24 protein-coding genes are annotated in these 26,077 nt (G+C 59.7%); 15 read left to right on the top strand and 9 right to left on the bottom strand.

Annotated elements, in window-relative coordinates; genetic code table 11:
* Positions 1 to 16 precede the first annotated feature (16 nt).
* The 4 genes from D1224_RS02125 to D1224_RS02140 all read right to left on the bottom strand — a co-directional run bounded on the left by D1224_RS02125 (position 17) and on the right by D1224_RS02140 (position 4,214).
* Positions 17 to 475 carry a hypothetical protein gene (locus tag D1224_RS02125; protein WP_119378285.1) on the bottom strand — a complete coding sequence of 153 codons (459 nt, stop codon included), beginning with the start codon at positions 473 to 475 and terminating at the stop codon, positions 17 to 19.
* Complete coding sequence (locus tag D1224_RS02130) at positions 472 to 936, bottom strand: hypothetical protein (RefSeq protein ID WP_119378286.1); 465 nt, start codon at positions 934 to 936, stop codon at positions 472 to 474. The genes D1224_RS02125 and D1224_RS02130 overlap by 4 nt, the downstream gene beginning before the upstream one ends.
* A 59-nt stretch (positions 937 to 995) precedes the next feature.
* The gene (nadA, locus tag D1224_RS02135; RefSeq protein WP_119378287.1) at positions 996 to 2,144 is read right to left on the bottom strand and encodes a quinolinate synthase NadA; all 1,149 of its coding nucleotides are present in this window, start codon (positions 2,142 to 2,144) and stop codon (positions 996 to 998) included.
* A 231-nt stretch (positions 2,145 to 2,375) separates the two neighbouring features.
* On the bottom strand, positions 2,376 to 4,214 hold the full coding sequence (locus D1224_RS02140) for a DUF885 domain-containing protein (protein WP_182482131.1): 1,839 nt from the start codon (positions 4,212 to 4,214) through the stop codon (positions 2,376 to 2,378).
* Between the two features lie 147 nt (positions 4,215 to 4,361).
* On the opposite strand from D1224_RS02140, the gene D1224_RS02145 reads away from it, so the two are divergent.
* From D1224_RS02145 to D1224_RS02155, 3 genes are all read left to right on the top strand, one after another.
* Positions 4,362 to 5,186 carry a SapC family protein gene (locus D1224_RS02145; protein WP_233350358.1) on the top strand — a complete coding sequence of 275 codons (825 nt, stop codon included), beginning with the start codon at positions 4,362 to 4,364 and terminating at the stop codon, positions 5,184 to 5,186.
* A 182-nt stretch (positions 5,187 to 5,368) separates the two neighbouring features.
* On the top strand, positions 5,369 to 7,555 hold the full coding sequence (locus D1224_RS02150) for a protein-disulfide reductase DsbD family protein (protein WP_119378290.1): 2,187 nt from the start codon (positions 5,369 to 5,371) through the stop codon (positions 7,553 to 7,555).
* Positions 7,552 to 8,205, top strand: a complete 654-nt coding sequence (locus tag D1224_RS02155) for a redoxin domain-containing protein (protein WP_119378291.1) — start codon at positions 7,552 to 7,554, stop codon at positions 8,203 to 8,205. Before D1224_RS02150 ends, D1224_RS02155 begins: the two co-directional genes overlap by 4 nt.
* Positions 8,206 to 8,279: 74 nt before the next feature.
* Here the strand turns inward: D1224_RS02155 and D1224_RS02160 are convergent, their stop codons facing one another.
* On the bottom strand, positions 8,280 to 8,801 hold the full coding sequence (locus D1224_RS02160; RefSeq protein ID WP_119378292.1) for a hypothetical protein: 522 nt from the start codon (positions 8,799 to 8,801) through the stop codon (positions 8,280 to 8,282).
* A gap of 92 nt (positions 8,802 to 8,893) precedes the next feature.
* On the opposite strand from D1224_RS02160, the gene D1224_RS02165 reads away from it, so the two are divergent.
* The 4 genes from D1224_RS02165 to D1224_RS02180 all read left to right on the top strand — a co-directional run bounded on the left by D1224_RS02165 (position 8,894) and on the right by D1224_RS02180 (position 15,736).
* Entirely contained in the window at positions 8,894 to 10,573 is a 1,680-nt protein-coding gene (locus tag D1224_RS02165; RefSeq protein ID WP_119378293.1) for a peptide ABC transporter substrate-binding protein, read from the top strand.
* 26 nt (positions 10,574 to 10,599) lie between these two features.
* Positions 10,600 to 11,655 (top strand): DUF3667 domain-containing protein, encoded by a 1,056-nt coding sequence (locus D1224_RS02170; protein ID WP_119378294.1) that lies wholly within the window; start codon positions 10,600 to 10,602, stop codon positions 11,653 to 11,655.
* Positions 11,656 to 11,855: 200 nt separating this feature from the next.
* Positions 11,856 to 14,879 (top strand): TonB-dependent receptor domain-containing protein, encoded by a 3,024-nt coding sequence (locus D1224_RS02175; protein WP_119378295.1) that lies wholly within the window; start codon positions 11,856 to 11,858, stop codon positions 14,877 to 14,879.
* 119 nt (positions 14,880 to 14,998) lie between these two features.
* Positions 14,999 to 15,736 carry an RluA family pseudouridine synthase gene (locus D1224_RS02180; RefSeq protein ID WP_119378296.1) on the top strand — a complete coding sequence of 246 codons (738 nt, stop codon included), beginning with the start codon at positions 14,999 to 15,001 and terminating at the stop codon, positions 15,734 to 15,736.
* A gap of 34 nt (positions 15,737 to 15,770) precedes the next feature.
* Here D1224_RS02180 and D1224_RS02185 read toward each other — a convergent pair whose 3' ends face one another.
* The 4 genes from D1224_RS02185 to D1224_RS02200 all read right to left on the bottom strand — a co-directional run bounded on the left by D1224_RS02185 (position 15,771) and on the right by D1224_RS02200 (position 19,726).
* A complete protein-coding gene (locus D1224_RS02185; RefSeq protein WP_119378297.1) occupies positions 15,771 to 16,979 on the bottom strand; it encodes a PQQ-dependent sugar dehydrogenase in 1,209 nt (402 codons plus the stop codon).
* A gap of 83 nt (positions 16,980 to 17,062) precedes the next feature.
* Positions 17,063 to 18,133 carry a phosphotransferase gene (locus D1224_RS02190; protein ID WP_182482132.1) on the bottom strand — a complete coding sequence of 357 codons (1,071 nt, stop codon included), beginning with the start codon at positions 18,131 to 18,133 and terminating at the stop codon, positions 17,063 to 17,065.
* Positions 18,126 to 18,491: a YybH family protein gene (locus tag D1224_RS02195; RefSeq protein ID WP_119378299.1), complete on the bottom strand. Its 366-nt coding sequence runs from the start codon at positions 18,489 to 18,491 to the stop codon at positions 18,126 to 18,128. Before D1224_RS02195 ends, D1224_RS02190 begins: the two co-directional genes overlap by 8 nt.
* Positions 18,492 to 18,496: 5 nt before the next feature.
* On the bottom strand, positions 18,497 to 19,726 hold the full coding sequence (locus D1224_RS02200; RefSeq protein ID WP_119378300.1) for an FAD-dependent oxidoreductase: 1,230 nt from the start codon (positions 19,724 to 19,726) through the stop codon (positions 18,497 to 18,499).
* Between the two features lie 143 nt (positions 19,727 to 19,869).
* Here D1224_RS02200 and D1224_RS02205 point away from each other — a divergent pair, with 143 nt between their 5' ends.
* The 8 genes from D1224_RS02205 to D1224_RS02235 all read left to right on the top strand — a co-directional run bounded on the left by D1224_RS02205 (position 19,870) and on the right by D1224_RS02235 (position 26,073).
* The gene (locus D1224_RS02205) at positions 19,870 to 20,259 is read left to right on the top strand and encodes a fluoride efflux transporter FluC (RefSeq protein WP_119378430.1); all 390 of its coding nucleotides are present in this window, start codon (positions 19,870 to 19,872) and stop codon (positions 20,257 to 20,259) included.
* Positions 20,256 to 21,251 (top strand): RluA family pseudouridine synthase, encoded by a 996-nt coding sequence (locus D1224_RS02210; RefSeq protein WP_119378301.1) that lies wholly within the window; start codon positions 20,256 to 20,258, stop codon positions 21,249 to 21,251. Before D1224_RS02205 ends, D1224_RS02210 begins: the two co-directional genes overlap by 4 nt.
* A 69-nt stretch (positions 21,252 to 21,320) precedes the next feature.
* Positions 21,321 to 21,998 carry an HAD-IA family hydrolase gene (locus D1224_RS02215; RefSeq protein WP_119378302.1) on the top strand — a complete coding sequence of 226 codons (678 nt, stop codon included), beginning with the start codon at positions 21,321 to 21,323 and terminating at the stop codon, positions 21,996 to 21,998.
* Positions 21,999 to 22,060: 62 nt separating this feature from the next.
* Positions 22,061 to 22,225, top strand: coding sequence for a hypothetical protein (locus tag D1224_RS16395; RefSeq protein ID WP_182482133.1), 165 nt, complete (start codon positions 22,061 to 22,063; stop codon positions 22,223 to 22,225).
* A 169-nt stretch (positions 22,226 to 22,394) separates the two neighbouring features.
* Positions 22,395 to 22,838: a hypothetical protein gene (locus tag D1224_RS02220; RefSeq protein ID WP_147372303.1), complete on the top strand. Its 444-nt coding sequence runs from the start codon at positions 22,395 to 22,397 to the stop codon at positions 22,836 to 22,838.
* A gap of 49 nt (positions 22,839 to 22,887) precedes the next feature.
* A complete protein-coding gene (locus D1224_RS02225; RefSeq protein WP_119378304.1) occupies positions 22,888 to 23,616 on the top strand; it encodes an ATP12 family chaperone protein in 729 nt (242 codons plus the stop codon).
* Positions 23,617 to 23,745: 129 nt separating this feature from the next.
* Positions 23,746 to 24,384, top strand: a complete 639-nt coding sequence (locus D1224_RS02230) for a hypothetical protein (protein WP_119378305.1) — start codon at positions 23,746 to 23,748, stop codon at positions 24,382 to 24,384.
* A gap of 156 nt (positions 24,385 to 24,540) precedes the next feature.
* Complete coding sequence (locus D1224_RS02235) at positions 24,541 to 26,073, top strand: acyl-CoA carboxylase subunit beta (protein WP_119378306.1); 1,533 nt, start codon at positions 24,541 to 24,543, stop codon at positions 26,071 to 26,073.
* Positions 26,074 to 26,077: the final 4 nt, after the last annotated feature.

Consider the following 26,077-nt stretch of genomic DNA (forward strand, 5'->3'; position numbering starts at 1 on the left):
TAGCGTCCCCGGCAGCTCAGGAAATGGCCCCGTCGGCGCGCTGCCAGACGGCGGGGTATATATCGGCGCCAACAAGCACACCGTCCATGCGGGACTCCGACTCAATACGCAGCTGGAAATTATCAGGCGTATAGAAGGCGGATGGCTCGCCCTGCAGGAAGTTACGGATCTCGGAACGCACAGTCAGTACATCCTCCTCAACGCTGGCGCGGCAGCTTTGCTCGACGACATAGGTAACATCGATGGCAGGGCAATCTTGCCTGGCGGTCAGCTCACAGCCGTATTCGCCTTCGGTTTCCGTCGGCATGAGGCGGGCCGGGCCATCAAAGGTGCAGGCTTTGTTGAGATCGGCTTCGAATACCCATGTTCCGGCGAGCACCGGTTCAGTTGCAGGGGTGTCTTCCTGCCCGAGGGCAGATGGTCCAGCACCCAGCGCAACTGCGCCAGTGAGAAGCGCAGCGCGGACGCGGATCATGAGATGCCATCCTCGGCACGGACAAACTCCACCGGTGCGGTGGCCGCCGAAACAAGCGATCCGTACATGCGGCGACTATCCTGAACAGTCAGCGCAAAATTGTCGGGGACATAGACCAGCCCCTCGGCCTTGGACTCCACGAATTGCTCGATCTCGGATCGGATAGAGACCTGCTCATTGAACCGGCGCGCCTTGCAGCTCTGCACGACGACGGACCGGCCCCACATGGAGCAGATCTCAACGGCCGTCAGCTCACAATTATAGACACCTGCGTCCGGGTGGGGGGTGAGACGGGCCGTGCCTGACATGATGCACTGGCCCTCGCGATAAGGTTTGGTCTGGAAGGTCCAGTTGCCGAGCACGTCGCCGGGGTCGCTTTCGGTTGCAGCTTGCGCAGTGGCGGTAGGCCCCAGCGCAAGCAAGGCAACAGTCAGGCAGGCAAGGCGCAGGCGGCTCAGCATGGCGGCTCTCTTCGTCTCATTCGTCCAGAGAATACCGCCGAAGCGGCCTTTTCAAGGCGTCAGGCTGGCGAAATAACTTCAATCTCGCGCGGGGCAAGGCCCGTTTCGAAGGCGAGCGGCTTGTCGGTTTTCGGCAAGGCCAGCATCGCATCGATCGCGGCTTTCGCTTTCACACGCATCTTCTCGTCGATCACCACTTCATGCTTCATCTCGATCAGGCAGTCGAGAATGTTCTCGAGCGTGATCCGCTTCATGTGCGGGCAGAGATTGCAAGGGCGCACAAAGTTCACGCCTGGATTCTCTGCGGCGACATTGTCGCTCATCGAGCATTCGGTAAGGAGCACGACCTTGTTCGGGCTGTTATCCTGCACATAGCTGGCGAGCGCCGAGGTGGAGCCTGCGAAGTCTGCGGCCTGAAGAACGTCAGGCGGGCATTCCGGGTGAGCCAGAATGACGACGCCTGGATGGGCTTCGCGCAGCTGGCTGACATCGTCGGCGCTGAAAAGCTCATGCACCTCGCAGGCACCCGGCCATGTAATGATACGGATATCGGTCTGCGCCGCGACGTTCTTTGCAAGATACTGGTCCGGCACGAGGATGACGGTGTCGGTGTCCCATTCCCTGGCGATGGCTTCGACCACCTGCGCGGCGTTCGAGCTGGTGCAGGTGATATGGCATTCGGCCTTCACGTCGGCGGTCGTGTTCACATAGGTGACGACCGGATAGTTCGGATAGCGTTCCTTGATCAGGCGCACATCCGGCCCTGTGATAGAGGCGGCCAGCGAACAGCCAGCTTCCAGGCTCGGGATCAGCACAGTCTTTTCAGGCGCGAGGATCTTCGAGGTTTCGGCCATGAAGTGGACGCCAGCCTGCACGATGATGTCGGCTTCGACGGCAGCCGCCTCGCGGGCGAGCTGCAGGGAGTCGCCGCGGAAGTCGCCGACAAGGCGAAAGATATCCGGCGTCATGTAATTATGCGCGAGAATGACCGCGTTCTTTTCTTCCTTGAGACGGTTAATCTCAGCCACAAGCGGCGCGATTGCGGGCCACTCCATTGGGGTGATGAAATCAGACACGAGCGGATAGAGATCGTCAGTCTTCGCCTTGATCTCGTCCGTATATGCAAGTCCACGCTCTTCAGCTGCGTTCTTTGCGCGAAGCGGCGTCGGGGTTGGGCATCCCGGTCCTGAATCGATCAATCTAGCCATATCGTGTCCTCCACGCTTTTGCTCAATATGAGCATTACTTGGTTATGCCTTAGCAGGATTTCAAGTCTTCCCTTTACGAAGAGGAGAAATCTGACGCTGCCCAGCCCCTTTTAGGCATAGTGAGCAAAAGGCAAGTAATTCACGCGCTTCGCCATGGCAAGGCCTATGTCAATTTCGCGACAATTTGGAGCGGAACGCGTTACTTTTTTTGGGGACTAAAGGCTTGCCGTGTCAGTTCTGGAGCTGTTGCTGATACCAGCTCTCCACGTCAGCCTCCACCAGATCAAGCGGCCGCGGCCCGCCTGCCAGGATGACGGAATTGAAAGAGGCCTCGTCGAAGCGCGCGCCAACAACCGCCTCTGCGCGGGTGCGCATGTCGAGGATGCGGTTGCGGCCTGCGAAGTAGGAAACGGCCTGGCCTGGCCAGACGAGATAGCGCAGAACTTCTCGCTCCATCTGGGTGCGCGGCAGTCCCGTCGTGTTGACGAGATAATCGACAGTTTGCTGATAGGACCATCCGCGCGAATGGAGCCCCGTATCGGCGACCACGCGTGCGGCCCGGAACAGGATGGACTGGAGATAGCCGAGCCGCCCAAATGGGTCATCGCCGTACTGGCCTGCACCATCAGCAAGGTCTTCGGCATAGGTGCCCCAGCCTTCGCCGAATGACACGTCCCAGATCATCTGGCGCAGTAGCGGGTTGCGCGTTTGCGTCGTCATCGTGCTTTCGGTGTGGTGGCCGGGAACGCCTTCATGAGCAGCGAGCGTTGGCAGGGTGAAGGGCGGCCATTCCTCACCTTCGCCCAGATTGATGAGAAGGAGGCCGGGACTGGTGCCATCTGCGGTCGCCGGCGAATAGAGTGCCCCGGAATAGGTTGCTTCTTTCAGCACGGGCATCCGCGCGACGACGAGGCTTTCATTTGGTGCTTTCGCAACCATGCGAGGCAGTATTTCAGTTGCCGCCGACACTGCATGGCGAAGCGTGCCCAGAACCTGCATGCGCGTGTCGACATTCAGCGGACGGGACTGACCGGGGGTCTCCGCGAGATAGGCAAGGCGTTCACCGACAGTGCCGCCGGACAGGCCCAACGATACAAACTGCGCATCAATCTCTGCGTTAATCGCTTCGATGGCGCTCAGGGCTTCCTGGTGAAGGAACTCCGGATCGGCGTTTGGTGCAGCATAGAAGGCGAGAAGATCGCGGTAATAAGCGTCACCATCCTGCAGCGAGGACATACCCGCCTCTTTCGGTGCCCGCAGCTTGAGACGCGCGACCTCATCAGCAAATTCCCTGTAGGCCGGTATGACCTCGTTCAGCATCGTGCGAGCAGCGGCTTCGCGGTATGTGTTCGCAGACGGTCCGGACGTTGCATCAAGGCCGCTGACCACATTCCCGAATGTCTGGATCAGCGGATGCGTCTGGACGGGCTGCCGCGCAAATTCCCGCAGGCGCGCCTCAAGCTGGTCGAGTACGATTTGCGGCGGGATCACTCCGCTTTTGGCGTCAGACAGCAAACGCCGACGTTCATCAGCGATGGTATCGGGCAGCGCTGCCAGACGCGCGAGATAGTCTTCGGCGTCAGCATGCGACCGAAGCGGTTGCGCGCTGACCAGCAAATCGGGCACGTCGACCCAGGCGCCGCTTATCTGGTCAACAGCATAGGGCCGCGCCATGCCGAGCGAATAGCGACCGTACCCGTAAGCTTCCAGTTGGGTCAGCGCCTCATAATGGCTCGAAATCACGTCGAGATGCCGGGCAAGCTCGCTCTCCGAAGGGATGTAGGGCGTCTGAAGCAATCGGTTGAGAAGCTCTATCCGCAAAAGGCGCGTGCGTTCGAACCGGGCTTGCGAACGGTCATCCAGCACATCGTTGATGGAAACGCGTGCGCTGCTTTCCTCGAGGCCCAGCCGCGTGGCGGTTTCCGGTGACAGCGCCAGTTCAGCCTGCGCCGTATCTTCCATTACGCGGTTGATGTCCCGCACCGTGCGCCGCGCGATGCCGTCCTCATTTACCGCCGGGCCACAGGAAGCTGCGAGGCTGACCGCTGCGAGCGCGAAAACTGGACGCATTCTTGCAAGGTTCAGGACTGGTCTCATCAGGCGTGAAAATCCGCTTTCGATAGGCTGGCGTGAAACGGGCGGGGCAATAGCTGCTCGGCGGTTGTGAGCGTCTGGCTTATCCGGTAAACCGCGCCGGTCAATCAATGGAGTGTTCCCGTGGCAAATTCCCAGTCGGCCCAAGCGTCTCCGCTTAGCGGGCAAGTGCTGTTTTATTCCAATCCTCAGCCTCTCAATGCTGAAAAGCATGGCGGTCTCGGCATCAAGCCGATCGAAAAGCCATTCTCATTTCTTGGCAAGGCACATGCTGTTCCTCTCACGGTGAATGAGTTCGGCCTCGCTTCCACATCATACCCGATCATCTTCGTCGGCAAGGACAAGATGCCGATCGGGGCGATGGGCGTACGCGATAATGAGAACCTTTACGTGAAGGACGGGGCCGTCGATCCGGACTTCTATATCCCTGCTTTTGCCCGCCGGTATCCATTCGTTTTCGCGAATGACAGCTCTCAGGAGCGCCTGGTCCTCTGTGTCGACCGCGACGCAGCCATGGTCTCCAACCAGCCAGAAATTCCGTTCTTCAATGACGGCCAGCCATCGGAATTCACCACGAATGCGATGAACTTCTGCCGCGACTTTGAAAGCCAGCGTCGCCGCACCGAAGAATTCGTGAAGGAAATCGACAAGCTCGGCCTGTTCGCAGAGCGCGAGGCGACCTTCCAGCCGCGCGACAATAGCGGCAACAATATCGGGGATCCGCAAGTCGTCGCGAAATACTATGCAATCGACGAGCAGAAGGTGAATGCTCTTCCAGAGGAAAAGATTGCCGAGCTCCAGCGGAATGGCATGCTTGGTGCCGTCCTCGCGCACAATATTTCGCTGCTTAACTGGTCTCGCGTGATCAATCGCGCGCTGCGTGCCCAGGAAGCAGACGCCGTCCAGCAGCCACAGGGCGGCTCCGACGGCCCAAGCCTTCAGATCTAGGCAGGTCTGCGAGAGGCAAGCAGCCTTTCGATGACGATTTCAGAAGGCCGGACCTCGCACAGGTCCGGCCTTTTTCGTTGATGCCGGCGCATCACGATTGCGCGAGAGCGCTGGCGCACAATGATAATTTGCGACATCCAGCCCTCTGGAATTCTGTTCAGTAAAAGTCGACCTTCCGCCTCATGAAAAAACTTCTTCTCCCACTGATCACCGCGCTCATCGCCGCGCCGACGCTTGCGCCTCTGAATGCGCAGCCGGTGGATGGCGGCCATGCGCGTGTCGAACTGATTTCAGAGCGTGAGACGGCCATACCGGGCGAAACCGTCTGGTTCGGGCTTAGCTTCGAGATGGTTGATGAGTGGCACATTTACTGGAAGAATGCCGGTGATGCAGGCATTCCGCCGCGTGCCTATTGGGACGACCAGACCACTGTAGACGCCGAAGCGATTGGTGCGATCGACTGGCCTCTGCCAGAGCTTCTGCCCGTCGTCGAAGGCGAGATCATGGATTACGGCTATAGCGGCGAGATCGTCCTGCCGTTCCCAGTCCAGATCCCGGAAAATGCGACCGGGCCGGTCCGTCTCGGCGGTGAAATCGATTACCTGATCTGCAAGGATATCTGCATCCCGGAATCGGTTGATCTTGCGGTGACGTTGAATGTCGGCCCTCAGCAGGTGCCAGACCGCGAGAATGGTGCACGTATCGCTGAAGCGCTTGCCGACGTGCCGGTGTACTTTACCGGGGAAGTCTCCCTGACAGCCAAAGGCGAAAGCTGGACCCTCTCAGCATCTGGCGGTGAACTGGTTGGCGCATCGGGAGACACGCGCTTCTTTCCGGACGGACATGAGATTGTACACGCTGCCCCGCAGCCAGTAGAGTTCGGCGAGCAAGGCCTCGCAATCGAACTGACGCCCGCTCGGCCCGGCATGCCGGAAGCCCTGACAGGCGTTATCCGCGTTGCCGTAGATGGCGAAGAACCGGTTGCGGTCCGTATATCGGCCAGCGAAGGCGATGTCCTTGCTGGAACGAGTGGCCTCGGAAGCTCTGGTGGCGAGGCGACCACCGCTGGCGGTGGGACGGGCGGTCTCACGTCGGGCGCGGGCGGTGCAGGGGGCGGGCTCAACTTCTTTGTCCTCATCGGCTCCGCGCTGCTTGGCGGGCTTATCCTCAACCTCATGCCCTGCGTCCTGCCTGTGCTGTCCATCAAGGCGATCGGCATGGTTCAGGTCGCTGCAAGAGGCGAGCGCGGCGAGCTGCGCAAGCATGGCCTCTGGTATACGGCGGGTGTCCTGATCAGCTTCGCCGCGACGGGGCTTGCTTTCATTGCGCTTCGGGCGGCGGGTCAGTTCGTCAGCCTTGGCTTCCAGCTCCAGTACCCCGCAGTCGTCGCGGCGCTCGCCCTCATCATGGTGCTGATCGGTCTTTGGCTGCTCGGCGTCGTGAACTTCGGCTCGTCGGTCCAGAATGTCGGCTCCGGTCTTGCCGGGCGGCAGGGCAGTGCAGGGGCGTTCTTCACTGGCGTACTGGCCGCAGTCGTCGGTGCGCCCTGCGTCGGCCCTTTCGTTGTCGGCGCGCTGGGGGCTGTTCTGAATCAGCCATGGCCTGTCGTTATGGCTGTCTTCCTGATGCTCGGCTTCGGTCTGGCGCTGCCTTTCCTCGTGCTGAGCTATGTGCCCGGTCTGCACAAATCGCTTCCGAAGCCGGGCCTCTGGATGGAGCGGCTGAAGCAGGCATTTGCCTTCCCGATGTTCCTGACGGCCGCCTGGCTGATCACCGTACTTGGAAATCACCCGGCTGCGGGCGCGACGGCGTTCGGTGCGGTCATTCTCGCATTCGGGATCTGGCTAATCAGCGTAGCAGGCGGGCGCCTGCGCACGGGTCTTGTCGCAGCCGGCGCGGTGCTTGCGCTTGTCGGTATTGCCTGGCCGGTCGCGTCAGGGCTGCAGGAAGCGCCGGCGACAAGTGGAGTGGCGGCATCCTACGCCGCGGCCTATGAACCAGAGCCATGGTCGCCAACGCGCGTCGATGAACTTATCGGCGAGGGTCGCGGGGTATTTGTCGACTTTACCGCCTCATGGTGCGCGACCTGCCAGGTCAACAAGCGCACGACGCTGAAACGCGAAGACGTTCTTGAGGCTATGGACGCCGCAAACGTCACATTCCTGGTCGCAGATTTCACGCGGCCGAATGACGAAATTTCCGACGAACTCAAGCGGCGTGGAAGTCCAGGCGTACCTATGTACCTTCTCTATGCGCCTGGTGAGCCGGAGCCAGAGATTCTGCCGACCCTGCTCAATCCGGGCATGTTGAAGCGTAAGCTTGAAGCCTTTTTGACCACTACCGCCCCTGCAGAAAGGATGACACCATGACTGCTCTTACCCGTCGAAACCTTGGACTTGCCTCCGGCATGGCCGCCGCCGTTGCCCTCAGCGCCGGCGCGATGATCGCGTTTTCCGCCTCTGCCGCCCCTGCAGCGGAGCCGGGTCAGCCGGCACCGGACTTTACCGGTCTAACTGCGACAGGTGAGCAGGTCTCGCTCTCGGACTTTGCAGGTAAGACGGTCATTCTCGAGTGGACCAATGATGGCTGTCCGTTCGTGCAGAAACACTATGCTGACCCGCCTCAAAACATGCAGGGTCTTCAGGATCGCGCAGGCGAGGACGAGATTGTCTGGCTGCAGGTGATCTCATCGGCGCCCGGCACGCAAGGCCATGTCGATGGTGACCGCGCAATCGAGATCAATGAGGGGCGCGACGCCTCGCCGACACATGTCATCCTTGATCCGTCCGGCGATATCGGACGCCTCTATGAGGCAAAGACCACCCCGCACATGTTCGTTATCGAGCCAGACAGTGCCATCGCTTATGCAGGGGCAATCGATTCGATCCCGTCATCACGGGTTTCCGACATTGAGACCGCGAAGAATTATGTCACCGCAGCCCTAGACGCGCTTGAGGCGGGTGAAACTGTCCAGACGAGCTGGGCTGCCCCTTATGGCTGTTCGGTGAAGTACGAATAGGCGAAACTTCTTCGCACAAACAATAAAGACCCCTGCGGGCATTGCTTGCAGGGGTCTTTGATTTTGTTGGTCAGCTATTTCAGGCGTTCGACGCGAAACTGCAGGCCGTCATCAAGCTTCATCATATAGCTGCCAAGGGCGGCAGACTTGATGGTTGCGCTATCGACGCCGCGCTTGGCGGAATAATAGATGCGCTTATTGTCGATCTGCTGCCAGGCCTGCCCGTTCTGCAAGGTTATGTAGAGCTTTCCACGAGCTGTTTTCTGAACAGAAGCGACGGGGTAGGACACTTCGTCGATCTTTTCGCTATCGCTGAACACGGAGGAGGCGAAGTTTGGAAGGCTCGGAATGGAGAAGCCGAAGGAATCGCGGCGAACGTTCTCGACCTCGCTGCGGGTCACGACAACTGCTTCGCCGGTTTCCTCGGCAGATTTGAGGCGCCCGACAGCGTCATCGTAACAGGCGAGGCGCTCAGCATCGTCTGCAAGGTCGGCGCAGGCATAGACCTCGCGCGTACTGAATGACGTGGCTTCTTGCGCTGCTGCAGGAAGAATTGTGCTCAGAATAAGTATCGAAAGGGGTAAACTGTGTCGCATGCCTGTTCATCTGCTGCTCAACTGTGGTGCGCTATCTTTCCAAGCGCCTGATCACATGAAACACTAAGTCGTAACGAAAATCACGGGAAGTCATGATGAAATCTCTTAAATCCGTTCTTCTGTCGGCCGGCGCTGCTGGTCTGGTTCTCACGCTTGCTGCCTGTGGGGGCAGCGGAGGAAACGGATCTGGCGACGGCGAGGAGGCCGCTGTCCTGCGCCGCGGTATCTCTGCCAAGGTCGATACGCTTGACCCGCACCGCTCGTCGGCAAAATGGGAAAACATCGTGATCTCCGACATGATCGTCGGCCTGATGACCATCACGCCAGAGCGCGAAGTCATTCCGGGCGTGGCGACAAGCTGGGAAACAAGCGAGGACGGTCTCACCTGGACGTTCAACCTGCGCGAATCGCAATGGTCGGATGGTGAACCTGTCACGGCCGATGATTTCGTCTACGCGTTCCGCCGCATCCAGAACCCGGAAATCGCGTCGCAATACTCTTCGCTGCTCTACATCGTGAAGAATGCCGCTCAGGTGAACTCCGGCGAACTGCCACCGGAAGAGCTCGGCGTGCGCGCCATCGACGACCTGACTTTTGAGATCACGCTGGAAGAGCCTGCGCCTTACCTGCTCGGCCTTCTGACCCATTACACCACCTACCCAGTGCCTGAGCACATCGTCGAACAGTATGGCGAAGCGTGGATACAGCCTGACAACATTGAGGTGAATGGCCCCTACAAACTCGCATACTGGCGCACGGGCGATCAGCTTGTCTCAGAGAAGAACCCGCTCTTCTATGAGGCCGACGAAGTCTGCTTTGACCGCGTTGCCTATTTCGAGATCGAGGACGCCGCAGCCGTGGAACGCCGCATTGAGGCGGGTGAGCTCGACATCAATAATGGCTTTGACGGGGGTCGGACTGAAGAGCTGGAAGCAAAGTTCCCGGGCTGGGTGCGCACCGCGCCAAGCCTGATTACGACCTATTGGAGCTTCAACTCCAGCCAGGAGCCGTTTGACGATGTGCGTGTGCGCAAGGCGCTGTCGCTGGCGCTGGACCGCGAGTTCATTGTCGATCGCGTGCTGACGCCAGGCTACATCCCGGCCTATTCCTTCGTGCCGCCAACGATGAGCAACTATGATGTCGATCGTCCTGAGCTGGGCTTTGCCGACATGACGCGCGAAGAGCGACTGGCCGAGGCTCGCGCGCTTCTGGAAGAAGCTGGCTACGGCCCGAATAACAAGCTGTCCTTCGAGTTCATCCACCGCTCGACAGATGACAATCCGAAAGCAGCGCCCGTGGCACAGGCAAACTGGAACGAGATTGCCCCATGGGTGAACGCTGAAATCCTGCGTCAGGACACAAAGGTCCTTTACGCACGCCTTCGTCAGTCGGACTTTGAGGTTGCGGACGGCGCGTGGGTGGCGGACTTCGACGACCCGATCAACTTCCTCTACCTGCTCGATTCGGAGACGGGCCAGCAGAATTATGGCCGTTATTCCAACCCGGAATATGACGCGCTTCTGGCAGAGGCGAGCCGCACCCGTGACCTGCAGGCGCGCGCCGAAATCTTCGCCGAAGCCGAGGCAATGATGTTGGAGGACTATCCGATCACGCCGATGTGGATACAGGTGACCAAGAACCTTGTCGATCCAGAGCTGACCGGCTGGGCAGAGAACGCCCAGGACGACCATCTCTCGCGTTGGCTTTGCCGCGCCGACATAGAGACGGACGCCGGCGCTGAGACCGCATCCACTGATAGCGCCGAGGAGTAGGCGGGAAACAAGGGGGCCGGGGGGCTATGAGCGACGAACTGGAAGCAGCAGGCCTTGCATCGGTCGGCGCTCTTTCTGCGGGCGGCACTGCCGATCTGCAGGGCCAACCCTGCCGCAATTGCGGTGTGATGGTGAAACACCGTTACTGCCCCAATTGCGGTCAGCTCGCCGCCAGTTTTCACCGGCCCGTTTTTTCTCTCGTAGCGGAGACAGTGTCGGACAGTCTTGCGCTCGATGGGCGCATTGCGCGTACGCTTCCGAGACTGTTCTTCAAGCCGGGGCAGCTCAGCCGCGACTATAGTGACGGCAAGCGGGCACGATATGTGCCGCCTTTCAGGCTCTTCCTGCTCTCCAGCCTCATCTTCTATTTCGTCGCCTTCGCCTTCATCAACACCAATGGCGTCAATGCGCTGAGCCAGATCGAGGCTGGCGAGGGGGCTGAGCTGAATGAAGAGGAGCGAGAAGCGCTCTTCGACTATCTCGCCCAGGCTGAAAACTTCGATGAGGACGAGCTTGACCGCATCCTCGAAAGCGCGCGGGCGAATGCGGCGGCCGAGGCTGAGGCCGACGAGGCGCAAGCCGAATCGGAGCCGGATGCGCCTGTTTCGGAGCCGCAGGAAAATAGTATCGACGTAGGGTCGGATGAGTTCGGCGAACGCCTGGAAGGCGCGATACAGCGCACAATCGACAATCCCCGGCTGTTCACGACCGCTGCCGAGAACTGGGCACCGCGTCTAAGCCTCATTCTTGTGCCACTGACGATTCTGGCGCTTGCGCTAATGTATGCCTGGCGCCGGAGCATTTATGTCTATGACCACGCGATCCACGCGCTTCACCTGCACAGCTGGATCTATCTCAGTTCCACGTTGGCATTCGGATTATCAGCCTTGTTGGGCGGCTGGGTCGCCGGACTTTATTATTCCCTGGCTCTCCCAGTCTATACGATGTTCAGCATGCGCGGGGCGTATGGGACGGGCTATGTGCAGGCTTTTTTGCGGATGGTTGTCCTGTCGTTCTTCTGGCTAATCAGCCTTGTTGTGCTGATGTTTGCCTTGATCGTCCTGTCCCTGCTCGCAGTGTAACGCGTTGCTGAAAGTCCATAACGCTTTGAAAATCCAGCGCGTCGACATCTTAGCAACACTTATTCGAGAATCCGTCACGAGATTGTCACTTTCGATTGACGCCACGAAATCTTCTTGGATAGCACTGTCACCTATACCGATTTCTGAGGGGTCGGTTGCCAAAATGCATGGCACACGAGAGTTAATCTGGAGGTTCAACAGTGAACGGCAATACACTCAAAAAACATTTGCTGACGTCGGCGGTTTTCGCCGGTGCGGCAATGACGGTGTTCGCAGCACCTGCCTTTGCGCAGGATGATGTCGAAACCGTACCAGCGCAGGAAGAGGCTGAGGCGCGTCAACAGACGGTCGTTGTCACCGGCTCGCTCATTCCGCAATCCGGCAACCTGACGGCAACCAGCCCGGTCACCGAGCTTGATGCTGAGCAGTTCGACATCCGTGGTACGATCCGCGCTGAAGACCTCGTCAACACCCTGCCACAGGCATTCGGTGCTCAAGGTTCTTCGCTCGCGAACGGTGGTACCGGTACTGCTTCCGTCAACCTTCGTGGTCTCGGTTCCGAGCGTACGCTCGTTCTGATGAACGGCCGCCGCCTTCCATACGGCTCGCTGAACATCTCCGCACCAGACATCAACTCGATCCCGACCCAGCTGGTTGAGCGCGTTGACGTTCTGACCGGCGGTGCCTCGGCGACCTACGGTTCTGACGCTATTGCTGGCGTTGTGAACTTCGTCATGAACGACGATTTCGAAGGCTTCCAGATCGACGCCAATTACAGCTTCTATCAGCACAACAATGATGGTGAGCTTCAGGGTCTTCTGAAAGAATTCTCAGCCCTCAACTCAAGCCAGTATCGCGTGCCAAGCGGCTCTGTCGAAGATGGCGATGCCGTCGATGTCACCCTGATGGCTGGTGGCAACTTCGATAATGACCGCGGCCACATGATGGCTTTCGCGTCGTACCAGAACGTCAACGAAGTCCTTCAGGGCGACCGCGACTACGCACAGTGTGCGCTTGGTACCCGCAACAATGGCAATGAGTTCACCTGTGCAGGTTCGGGTACGAACCAGTTCACCAACCTGCTTGATCTGGGCGGCGGTCTGCCAACCGGTACCTGGGGCCGCGTGGACCCATCGGGTTCTGGCCAGTTCATCGCGCGTGACTTCGTCACCGACACGTTCAACTTCAACCCGTTCAACCACTTCCAGCGTCCGAACGAGAAGTACACGTTCGGCACGTTCCTGAACTATGACATCACGGACAATATCGAAGCCTATGGCGAGTTCATGTTCGTTCAGAACGAAACCAACTCGCAGATCGCACCTTCCGGTGTGTTCGGCTACGGTGTCGCTGGTGCAGCTGGTGGTCTGAACTGTGACAACCCGTTCCTTTCGGCTCAGCAGACGTCCTTCATCGGCTGTGATGGCCTGGCGCCAGACGCTGTCGTCGGCGTTGGTTCGCTTCTGGCGCTTCGCCGGAACGTCGAAGGTGGTCCGCGTAACCAGGACATCCGTCACCAGACCTTCCGCAATGTCATCGGCATCCGCGGCGATCTGGAAGGCACCTCGATCGGCTACGATGTCTATGCATCGTTCGCGAAAGTGGTCCGTACGGAAGTCTACAATAACGACCTCTCGATCCGTAAGCTGACGAACGCGCTCTACGCGGTTCCAGACGGCAATGGCGGCGTGGCGTGTAACGTCAACGTCGACACTGACCCAACCAATGATGACGCGGCCTGTGTGCCTTACGACATCTGGTCGGGTGCGGCTCCGGATCCAGCAGCGATCGACTATGTTGTGAGCCCGCTGAACCGTAATGGCGACGTGACCCAGACGGTTATTTCCGGCAAGATGTTCGGTTCGCTTGGTGACTACGGCATTGCATCGCCAATGGCTGTCGACGCACCAGGCTGGGCCTTCGGTGCTGAATACCGCCGTGACACGCTCGACTCTAACCCGGATGCCGCATACCAGTCCGGTGACGGTGCTGGTCAGGGTGGTCCAACCCAGGCGATCTCTGGTTCGCAGAATGTCATCGACATCTTTGCAGAACTCGACATCCCGCTGGTTCAGGAACGTCCAGGCATCTACGACCTGAACATGGACCTCGCCTATCGTAAGTCCTACTACGACAACGTCGATTCCGACGCGTACAAGGTTGGCCTTCAGTACTCGCCAACTTCGGACTTCATGGTCCGCGGTTCGTTCCAGCGCGCTGTCCGTGCTGCGAACATCTTCGAACTGTTCTCGCCAGCAGGCCTGACGCTGTTCGACCCAGCAGATGGTGACCCATGTGCCGGCCCGAACCCACTGTTCACCCAGGCCCAGTGTGCAAACACCGGTCTTGACCCGGCGAACTATGGCGCGCAGGCGCTGACCAGCCCAGCTGGCCAGTACAACATCCTGACGGGTGGTAACGAAGACCTGGAACCAGAAGAGTCGGATACGTTCACGGTTGGTGCAGTGTTCACGCCGAGCTTCATCGACGGCCTCACCGTGTCGCTCGACTACTTCAGCATCGAAGTGGAAGGCTACATCTCGACGGTGCCTGCCGAGACCTCGATCAACCAGTGTGCCCTGACCGGCGATGCATTCTTCTGCTCGCTCATCAACCGCGGTACTGGTGGCACGCTCTGGGCAAACCCGACTGGCTTCTTCATCGCGACGAACGTCAACACGGGTAGCCTCGAAACCACTGGCTTCGACCTTCAGGCGAACTACAGCTATGACGCAGGTGCGACCGGTGTCTTCAGCTTCGACTATGTCGGTACTTTCCTCGAAAGCCTCGAAGTTCAGTCGCTGCCGGACGCATCCGTCACGCCTCCGTTTGACTGTGTTGGCCTCTATGGCGGCCGCTGTCAGTCAAACTTCGGCAACGGTGCAAACCCTGAGTATCGCCACAAGGCGAGCGCGACCTGGATGCCAATGGACGGCAAGCTGTCCGTCACGGGTACCTGGCGTCACTTCAGCGAAGTTGACCTCGACGCGTCCAACCCAGCGCCGATCAACGCTTCGTTCGACGCTCAGAACTACTTCGACCTGTCGTCGAGCTACCAGCTCCTGGACAACACCCGCATCCGCCTCGGTGTGAACAACGTCACGGATGAAGATCCGCCGCTGTCCTCCGTCGTTGGTACGGCCCCAGGTAACGGTAACACCTACCCGCAGGTGTACGACGCACTCGGCCGTTACATCTTCATGGGCGCCACGGTGGACTTCTAAGTCCTTCGAGGTTCCGGAAGAACGGAATATCAGGAAGGGGCGGCCTCACGGGGCCGCCCTTTTTCTTTGGCTGGAACGGCCCGTTGCGGCAGTCTGTCCGCCCGCGTTATGAGCAGGTCATGGCCCGAAACACGCCCATCCCACACATCCCGGACGAAGACCGTGCCTTTGTGCACGGCCTGCTCATCCACGAGGATGATCAGGTGCTTGCTTTCAACAAGCCGCCGGGACTCGCCGTGCAGATTGCTGGCGGTCGCGGCAAATCGCTCGATTTTCTGCTCTGGGCGTTTGCGAAATCGAATGGCAAGCGCCCGCGCCTTGTTCACCGGATAGATTCCGGGACGTCCGGTGTCCTCGTGGTGGCACGTACCAAGCCTGCCGCTGCTGCGCTCTCGCACGAATTCTCAGAACGTAACGCCTCCAAGACTTATCTCGCCATCGTGGCGGGCCAGCTGCCGACCGAGAGCGAGAGCGTCTGTTCAGAAGCGCTCCTGAAAGTGCCATCTGACAGGGGCGGGCGCGAGAAGATGATACCGGCCCCGGCAAAACAGAAAGGCGCGATGAGCGCTGAAACGCACTGGAAAATTCTGTCCCGGTCCGACAGCGTCGCACTGATTGAGGCGAAACCCGTCACAGGCCGCATGCATCAGATCCGGGCGCATTTGGCCGCGCTAGGCTGCCCCATACTCGGTGACCGTATTTATGGCTCCGGCAAGCTTTCAGCAAACCGGCTGATGCTTCATGCCGCGCGTCTCGATATCGCCCATCCTGATCCCGGCGCGGGCAGACTTCAGCTCGAAGCACCGCTTCCCGAAGATTTCCTCGCAAGAATGGAAGAGGCCGCCCTTTCGATCTGAAACGACGGCCTCAATCTATCGGGTTTGAAGGTCGCTATTCAGCCGCTGGCGTCAGGCGGATCAGGCGGCCACCGGCATCATCTTCCAGCACATAGATCGCGCCATCCGGCCCCTGTTCCACTTCGCGGATACGCTTGCCCCATTCATAGCGCTCGGCCTCATCTGCTGTGGTCTCCATCGTGGAGGAGGTGCCACCAGAGCCCTGGTTGTCGAGCGGGGCCTGTTCGAACTCGACACGTATCAGTGCCTTGGAAGACAGCCCGCCTATAAAGGCGTCGCCCCGCCAGTCGATAAACGTCTCACCACCGTAAATGATAAGGCCAGCCGGACTTATGACCGGCGTCCAGGACAGGGCAGGGTTCTCATAGATCGGGAAATCCTCGTGAGTTCCGAAGAACTGCTTGCCGTTATAGTGCTCCCCATTCGAAACGATGGGATAGCCATAATTCTCGCCCTTGAGGATGAGGTTCAGCTCATCGCCGCCTGCCGGTCCCATCTCGTGCACCCAGAGCTGGCCGTCCGCGTCGAAGGCAACGCCCAGCATGTTGCGATGGCCTAGCGACCAGATGGTGTCGGCGACGCCGCCATTGCCATAGAACGGGTTATCCTCCAGCGGCGCGCCATCAATGGTCACGCGGATGACCTTGCCGAGGTTCATATCCATATTCTGTGCGGGGCTGAATTTCTGGCGCTCACTGGACGTGATGATGAGGTTGCCATCCGGCGCGACGGCAAGGCGATGACCATAATGCCCATTGCCCGGCACTTTCTGTGACTGCTCCCAGATGCGGTTAACGCTGGTCAGGCTGCCGCCGTTTTCGGAAAGCTCCAGCGTTGCCTTGTCGACAACCGCGCCTGACAGCGTGTCATCCTGCGGATCGCGTTCAGCATAGGACAGGAAAACCGTTCCGTTCTCTGCGAAGTCCGGATGGATGATGATGTCGCCAAGGCCGCCCTGACCACGCATCGTGACTTGCGGCACATTCGCGATCTGGCCGAGCTTCGCGCCGTCGGTTCCGAGCAGCCAGAGGTCGCCGTCCTGCTCGGTCACCAGGGCGCGACCATCCGGCAGGAAGGTCATCGCCCAGGCCCCGTCAAAGGTTTCAAGCGCTTCAGCCGTCAGCACCGTACCTTCGGTGCCGCTTACTCTCATCATTTCGCCGGACGCTTGCGCAAGAGCGGTGAGGGCGAGAGCAGGGACGGCACAGGCGGCGAGGAGTGTTCTGGAAAAAGACGGGACCATGGCTGGACCTTTCTGGCTGGCTGGCTGGTAAACTGCCACGCCAGATAGAACGCTTTTCGGGCTCGCCCAGCCTGTGGATTTAATCAGCCATACCAGTCGAGCGCGTCATGGTCGGAGATAAGATCCACCGCACCGTTCAACATCCGGAAGAACATATTGTCGCCGCGCTCGGTCTGAGTGACCAGCATTGCCGCAAAATAGGCGGTGAAGAAATGCTGGTACGCCCCGGCCACATAATGGCGCAGGAAGTCGCTGCGATCATAGTCGGAGACGCCGAGACGGCTGAGTTCCTCAAGATAGAGGTCTACCAGCGCGCTCTCATTTGCCTGCCGCGTCGCAGGGTCGATGGCACCCGCAATGAAATAGCCAACATCCGCGCCGCCTGGACCATAGCCAAAGCTCTGCCAGTCGACCACGGTGACCGGTTTGTCCTTGTTGGACAGGTCGAACAACATGTTATCGGGCCGGAAGTCGGAATGGATCAGGCATTTCTGCCCTTCGCGGCTCTCGCCATAACTGTCCATATTGCGCGAAAGCGCATCGCCGACCTTCATCGCTTCGGGCGTCACGCGGTCGGCGTACCGGGCCTTGAAACCGTCCCAGAGGCCCGCAATCATGTCAGGGTCCAGGACGTCCGGCGCATTCGTCGTGCCCATGACCCAGTCATACTCATCCAGATTTTCGTCCTGCCAGTAGGCCGAATGCAGCTTTGCGGCCTCTTTCAGGACCAGTTTTGCTTCTTCCAGTGTGACGCCTGCAAGCTGGTCGCCCTGTTCGGCAGGGGCCATGTCGCTCATCATGAGGACGAAATCATGCGTCTCTTCATTTACATCGGTGAAATAGCAATGCGGCGTCGAGATACGCGCATTTGGCTGCAGCAGCTGGTAGAACTTCACCTCGCGCAGATAATTGCCGAGCTGTATGCCCGTCGCGCGGCTCTCTGCGCCTTCTGACGGGAACTTCCCCACAATCGTGGCGGGCGCATCGGGCGAAGCTTCTGCGTAGTTCAGCTTGAAGCGAACGCAGTCGCCGATCTGCCCGGTGCCGACCTTGCCAGCTTCGAATGAGGCAATGCGAGCCTCTATCCCGTCACTCTTGAGCGCCGCTGTCAGCCAGTCAGCGTCAATGTCTTTCCAGTCGCGAATATCAGGCATTGGCGGTCTCGCTAAGTGGATGGACGTAGACTTCATTGTGCTTGATCAGGCTGTTCTCGATCAGGACAAGGTCGAAGCCCCGTATCTTGCCCTCCTTGCCGCCTTCGCCGATGTCGCAATACCAGCGCCCGCAGAAGCCACCCTGAATTGCCCAGACCAGTTCTGGTAAATAGGTCATGGGCGGTGTGGAGCTGAACAGTGTCTGAAGATAGGCCTTCAGCGCCTCACGGCCCTCAACGCCGTGTGGCACCTGCGGGTCCTTGTAGACCGTGTCGGCTGAGTAAAAGCTGACCAGCCGATCCACATCCTTGTCTGTCCAGGCCTGTAGCCAGTCGGCATTGAAACGTTCGATATCCATGGGGCTCATCCGTTCAGAACCCTTTCCTTGTGTGCATCCGTGAAGACTTCAGGCGGGACCATTTCCGGCCCGCCCATGATGGCAACCCCATGCAGGCCAAGGCTGGGGTCAGCCGCGGCGCGTTCGAGATAGCGCTTGCGCCGCTCCTTAGCGTCATCGCCGAACTCCATATCGAGCGAGGCCTGAAGGTGGCCTGCAAAGCGCAGCCGCCGCATCCGCTCGGAACGCTCGGCCGCGTATTCTGAAAAATCAGGCGCTTGTCCGGCAGGGGTCGCTTTCAGGATGTCAGACACCATGCGGACGTCGCGATAGGTAATTGAGAGCCCGAGACCATTGATCGGGTCATTCCAACCCGCTGCATCGCCAATCAGGACGCACCCTTTTGCGAAGGGCTCATCAGTCCAGCTATCATTGTTGAAATAGGAGAGGAGCGGGCCTGCTGGTTTCCCGTCGGCGATCGCTTCATTTCCTGGCGCGCAATTCATCCGGAAGCTTTCCAGGAATTTGCGCGGACCATCTTCACCCGCGAACCGCCCCTTGTCTTCCAGGGCATAGCCGCCATAGACGCGGACCTTGTCGCCGCCCTGCGGGAAGGCGAGAAAGCCGAAACTGCCCTCTGTGCCGATGGCCTGGCGTGTTTCGTCCCAACCTTCAACGCCTTCAACCAGAAGGCCCGCAAACCAGTGATGGGGTTTGTCCTGATGCAGCTTGATATCAGCTGCCTTGCGGGTCGGTGACATGCGTCCTTCCGCGCCAATAATCAGCGGAGCTGCGGCCGTACAGGTTTCGCCATCATGCTCGTAGGTGACTGCCGGTGCCGCGCCGAGCGTGATATCGGTGACGTTTACGTCGCGCACAGCCTTTGCGCCGCAACGGACCGCTTCGTCATACAATGTCTGGCAATGATGCGGATGACCAATGGTGAGCGGCCCCGGCACATTCTCCGCGAACACGCCAAGCGGAAGCGCTGTTTCTTCAGCTGCTGTAGGGGCGCGGCTTTCATCATAGTGAACGTGAGACGTAATGTGATGGCCGCCTGCCTCTCGGAGCAGATCGTAGAGACCGAGGCGATGAACTTCGACCACCCCCCATGGCGCGATCCATTCTCCCCTGACATGATCGGTAAAAGTGGCTGACTTTTCGAGGAGCAGCACGGACTTGCCGGCGCGCGCCATTGTCGCTGCCATTGCGGATCCGCCGATGCCGCCACCGACGATGATCAGATCGTAATTCATCTCTTCCTCCCGGATGCCTCTTCGCGGACATTCACGTTGGCGCAAAGCGTATCGGCCGGTGCGCTGATGGCAAGACGCGACGCCGCGTCAGCGCTGGGGTGCAGGCTGTCAATTTCCGCCCAATCGCCGTAAAAGCCCTGTCGATGAGCGGATTTCTCTATGTAGCTCTCGGTGGCGCGCTTGGCGCCAGCCTCCGCCATGGGGCGGGGCTTGCGGCTGTGCGCTTCGGGTTCAGCGGCTGGCCGTGGGCGACTTTCTTCGTCAATCTGCTGGGCAGCCTACTCATGGGACTGTTCATTGGCTGGCTGGCTTTCAAGGGTGAAAGCCTTGGCGGCGGGCAGGGCGCGCGTCTGTTCCTTGCAACCGGTCTCCTCGGCGGCTTCACGACATTCTCGGCTTTCTCGCTCGAGATCGCGCAATACATTCAGAAAGACGACTGGACCCGCGCCATTGCCTATGCGGGCCTATCCGTTGTAGCGGGCCTCGCTCTTGTTCTCATAGGCATGATGATCATGCGGAAGGTACTGGCATGAATAGCCAAGTCATCAATGAAACTGTCAGCCCTAAGGAAGAAGGTACACGCCTCGACCGCTGGGTTAAGCGCCGCCTTAACGTCACGCAGGGACAGATCGAAAAGCTGCTGCGCTCGGGCCAGATCCGCGTCGATGGCGCCCGCGCCAAGGCGAATACGCGTCTTGATGCCGGCATGGTCGTGCGCCTACCCCCTCTGCACCAGCCGACGGCCGCAGAGAAAAAGGCCCGCTCGGCAAGCACCGCGTCGGCCAAGGATGAGCAGTTCATGCGCGAAATGGTCATCTATGAGGATGAAGACCTGTTTGCGCTGAACAAGCCGGCTGGCATTGCCGTGCAGGGCGGCACAAAGCAGGGCGACCGTCATATTGATGGTATGCTCGACATATTGTCGGACGGGGAATACCGCCCGAAACTCGTACACCGCCTCGACAAGGAAACCTCCGGCCTCCTTCTGATCGCGCGTCACCCGGCGTCTGCGGCATGGCTAGGCGACCTCTTCCGCTCACGCGACATGGAAAAGGTCTACTGGGCCGTCACTGTCGGCGCGCCGAAGCCGCCTGCCGGACAGGTGCGTTGCTGGATGACGAAGGGCGAAGGCTCTGAAGGCCGCGAGCGTATGGTCCAGTGCGCGCAGAATGATGAAGGCGCGCGCCACGCGATTACGGATTATATCACGGTCTCTCAGGCCGGTCAGAAAGCCGCCTGGGTCGCGCTTCGCCCCCAAACGGGCCGGATGCACCAGCTGCGCTTCCATATGCATGAGCTGGGCACCTCGATCCTGGGTGATGACAAGTACATGACCCGCCGCGAAGTGCCTCAGGGCGTCGCCAATGGTCTGCATCTTCATGCACGCGCGTTGCAGATACCGCGCAAGAACAAGAAGCCGCTTCTGCTGCAGGCGCCACTGTCCGGCCATATGAAACGGACCTTCGATACGCTTGGATTCCTCGAACAGGAAGCCGGCAAGGACCCGCTTGAGCTGTTTATCTAAAGGTCCGAGCCCTGGCGTGCTCGTCTCCGGAACTGCCCACGCACGTGTACGCACATTGGATTAGCTGAAATGACCCAACTTAAACTCGCCATCTGGGATATGGACGGCACCATTGTCGACAGCCGGGAAGTCATTCAGGCCGCGATGTGCCGGGCCTTTGGTGTCTGCGGCCTGCCAGAGCCAGCCTATGAAGAGACCCGGAAGATCGTCGGCCTCGGCCTTGAAGAAGCCTGCCGCATCCTCGCGCCGGACTATCACGATCCAGTTGGCCTGAGCACCGCCTACAAGGAAGCCTTTGTCGCGCGCCGCACCGAAGAGAACTTCGTTGAGCCGCTTTACGAGGGCGCCGAAGACTCGCTGAAACGCCTCGCAGAAGATGGCTGGCTGATTGCCATGGCGACGGGCAAGTCGCATCGCGGTATCCGTGCCATCTTCAAGATGCATCCGCTCGAGCAGTATTTCGACACCATCTGGTGCGCCGATGATGGCCCCGGTAAGCCGCACCCTTTCATGGTCGAGCAGTGCATGAACGCGCTGGGCTGTGAGCCTCACCAGTCGCTCATCATAGGCGACGCGATCCACGACATCGCCATGGGTCGTAATGCCGGTATCCATACGATGGGCGTCAGCTGGGGCTTTGGTCGCGCAGACGAACTTCACGCAGCGGGTGCGCACGAAGTGCATGATACTTTTTCCAGCCTGAATGCCGGTCTGGCCTCATTCGAAGAAAAAATTTCCAATAATTAGGGAACGGCCTTCGATCAGCGGCGTTTCGACCCCTGAGTATCCAGAAACACAAGGGGAATCTCATGAAAAAGTCTTTGGTCGCACTTCTTATCGGTATGGGCGCAATTGGTGGTCTCGCAGCATGTGACGACAATGATGGCCCAGCAGAAGAAATGGGCGAAGAAATCGACGAAGCCGGCGACGAAATGGAAGAAGCTGGCGACGAGCTCGAAGACGAAGTCGAGTAAGGCTTTTCGCAGTCACCCGATTGAAAGGCCGGCCTGGAAACAGGTCGGCCTTTTTCGTTTAGTGGCCTGATAACGCAGAAAAAAGTGCAGCCGGGATGGATCGATATACGGATGGCTGCGTTCCTTTCCTAACCAAGTTGCAATGATGCTTATCGAAAGGACCCAAGCCGTGAAGTACAACATCGATTATATTCTGACGGGACTTGCAGTTGCCGCAATCGGTGGTGGCGCACTGGCTCTGTCGGCCCATTCGAGCACAGCCAGCGGTTCTGTCGCGACACAGTTTACCGCGAACGATACTGCTGTCTTTGATCGCAATTTCGACGTCGCCGATCGCAATTGCGATGTCGGCCTCGCCGCCCAGGAGCTCTGCTTTGAGCGCACCGTCCTAGAAGACCGTATCGAAGTCGGTGAGGCGTTCCCCGAAACGATGTATCCTCTTGCCCTCGAATGGCGCGCAAACCTCGCGCTTGAGCGTAAGGCAGAGAACCTCAAGACGGTCCGCATCGGCCAGAGCATTATTCTGATGGAGCGCAATACGCGCCTCGTGGTCGACAAGATGGACCTCTCCGGCCAACGTCACGCCGACGCTGACACCACTGCCGCAGGCTAGCTGAACGCAGCATTTGACCTTTCGCCAGCGCATGGCATGAGGTCGCTGCATGACGACGCACAAGCCAACCCCACCAAACCTGCCCCGCCGCTTCTACAAGGAGGCGGCGGTTTCGCGTGACGGCGACAAGTGGGCGATCCTGCTGGACGACAAGCCTGTGCGTACGCCAGAGAAAAACCATCTCGCGACCGAGCATGAGACGCTCGCGACCCTGATCGCAGAAGAGTGGGCCGCGCAGGGCGAGCTGATTGACCCGATGACCATGCCGCTGACGCGTCTGCTCAACGTCTCCATTGATGGCGCACCCGGTGCGCGCGACGCGCTCGCCGATGAGGTCGCCAAGTATGCCGAGACCGACCTTGTCTGCCACCTTGCAGAAGGTCCGAGCGAACTGCGGGCGCGCCAGGAAGCAGGCTGGGGACACTGGCGCGAGTGGGCGGGTAAAACGCTGGACATTGTCCTTGTCCCTGTAGAGGGCATTATCGCCTCCCCGCAGCCTGACGCATCGCTGAAGGCAGCGCGCGACCATGCGGCCAGCCTTGACGATCTCCGCCTCACTGCGCTCACCTGGGCCATGGCGCTCTATGGCTCTGCGGTCCTTGCGCTCGCGGTAGAGCAGGGGGAGCTTGACGCCCTCGACGCCTTTGACCTCTCGCGCATTGATGAGACCTGGCAGATCGAGCAGTGGGGCGAGGACGCCGAAGCGATGGATGTCGTCGCCCGCCGCCGCGCAGACGCGGATGCCATCGGCCAGTTCTTCGCAGCTATCAAGGCCTAGGCGCGGGGCCCACAAGGCACTCGCTGGCCCAAGTCTCTGAATAATTAAAAATGTGAACTGAAACCGAACAGAGCGGTCAGGCTTGGTTCTGCGCCGGTGTGTTTACCTGTTTTCATGATGAAGCACGTCATGAATAACCGTGTGGCAGCGCTGGCTTTAGCGGCTCTCCCACTCACCGCCGCCCCGGCTTTCGCGGATGAGGCCCCTCACCGCAATGCAACCGCCTTTTCGGGCGCACTCCTTAGCGTCGCTGACGCGTCTTTCTATATCTCCGTCGGCAATGACCGCTGGCGTGGCCGCGATGGCCGCTATTACAGCAATGACCGCTACGGCCAGCGTCCATGGCAGACCCGCCAGCTTCGCCGCGCCGCGGTGCGCCAGTGTGCTGGCGCCATCCAGCGCAAGGGCTATCGCGCCGGTTTCCGCGATGTGGACATCGACAATGATCTGCGCGTTCGCCAGATCGGCCCGCGTGGCTTTGTCGTTCGCTTCAATGATGTCGAGTTTGAAGGCCGCCGCCGCGAATTCTACCGCGATGTGCGCTGCACGGTCCGCCGCGGCAACGTAACCGAACTCGCAGGCCTCCCAGAACCGGGCCGCCGTGGCAATCGCGGCTACAACAGAGGCCACGATAACGGCCATCACGGCTATCGCAGCCACTCCTCCACCACCTACGGCCCGCGCGGCGCACATACGGTGACGACGACCACTGCGACGCAGACCCCGCTCTATGGCGGCCGGAGCGACCGTGGTCATCGCGGAAATTAGGGCCTGAGCAGGCCTGCTGGAGGCGGGCCCCCGCCCAACTGAAGAAAGGCTGGCAGGTTGCCCATGGGGCAGCCTGCCCTTTTTCTTGCGTCGCCCGCCCCATTCAGTAACAAGGACAGCCACATTCAAGGACTCACCGATCGAGAGGGCTGCCCCATGAAAGACGTCATCGAAGCGCTTGAGGCAAAACGCGAAGAGGCCCGCATGGGCGGCGGCGAAGCCCGCATCGCCAAGCAGCACGAAAAGGGCAAGCTCACCGCGCGTGAGCGGATCACCCTCCTGCTGGACGAAGGCAGCTTCGAGGAAACCGACATGTTCGTGGAGCACCGCTCCCACGATTTCGGCATGGAAGAGCAGCGCATTCCGGGCGACGGCGTCGTCACCGGCTTCGGCACGGTCAATGGCCGCCTCACCTACGTCTTCTCCAAGGACTTCACCGTGTTCGGCGGCTCGCTCTCACTGGCCCAGTCGGAAAAGATCGTGAAGATCCAGAAGGCCGCGGCCCGCAATGGCGCGCCGGTCATCGGCATCTTTGACGCTGGCGGCGCGCGTATTCAGGAAGGCGTCGATAGCCTTGCCGGCTATGCCGACATCTTCATGGAAAATGTCCTCTCCTCCGGCGTCATCCCGCAGATCTCCGTCATCATGGGGCCGTGTGCGGGCGGCGACGTCTATTCGCCCGCCATGACCGACTTCATCTTCATGGTGAAGGACACCTCCTACATGTATGTGACCGGCCCGGACGTGGTCAAAACCGTCACGAATGAGGAAGTCACCCACGAAACGCTGGGCGGCGCGTCCGTCCATGCCAAGAAGTCCGGCGTAGCCGATGGCGCGTTCGACAATGACATCGAGGCGCTTATCCAGATGCGCCGCCTCATCGATTTCCTGCCGCTGTCGAACCGCGAAGAAGCGCCAAAGCGCCCAAGCTTTGATGATCCGGACCGGGTGGAGGAAAGCCTCGACACCCTCATCCCGGACAATCCGAACACGCCTTACGACATGCGCGAGCTGATCGAGAAGACGGCAGACGAAGGCGACTTCTTCGAAATCAGCCCTGATTTCGGCGCCAACATCCTCTGCGGCTTTGGCCGTATGGAAGGCTCCACCGTCGGCTTCGTCGCCAACCAGCCAATGACGCTCGCCGGCGTCCTCGACATTGACAGCTCACGCAAGGCGGCTCGCTTCGTGCGCTTCTGCGACTGTTTCAACATCCCGATCGTCACTTTTGTCGACGTGCCGGGCTTCATGCCGGGCACCAAGCAGGAATATGGCGGGCTCATCAAACACGGCGCCAAGCTTCTCTTTGCGTACGCCGAAGCCACGGTCCCAAAAGTCACCGTCATCACCCGGAAAGCCTATGGCGGCGCCTATGACGTGATGAGCTCCAAACACCTGCGCGGTGACATGAACTATGCCTGGCCAACGGCTGAAATCGCCGTGATGGGCGCCAAGGGCGCGGTGGAAATCATCTTCCGCAAGGATATTGGCGACGAGAAGAAAATCGCCGAGCACACCAAGATGTACGAAGACAACTTCGCCAACCCGTACGTGGCCGCGAAGAAGGGTTATATCGACGACATCATCATGCCGCACTCCACCCGCCGCCGCGTCTGCAAGGCGCTACGCACCCTGCGCGGCAAGGAACTCGAGAACCCTTGGAAGAAGCACGATAATATTCCGCTTTAGGGGG

Source organism: Henriciella barbarensis, from assembly GCF_003576345.1.
In the GTDB taxonomy this organism is placed as follows: domain Bacteria; phylum Pseudomonadota; class Alphaproteobacteria; order Caulobacterales; family Hyphomonadaceae; genus Henriciella; species Henriciella barbarensis.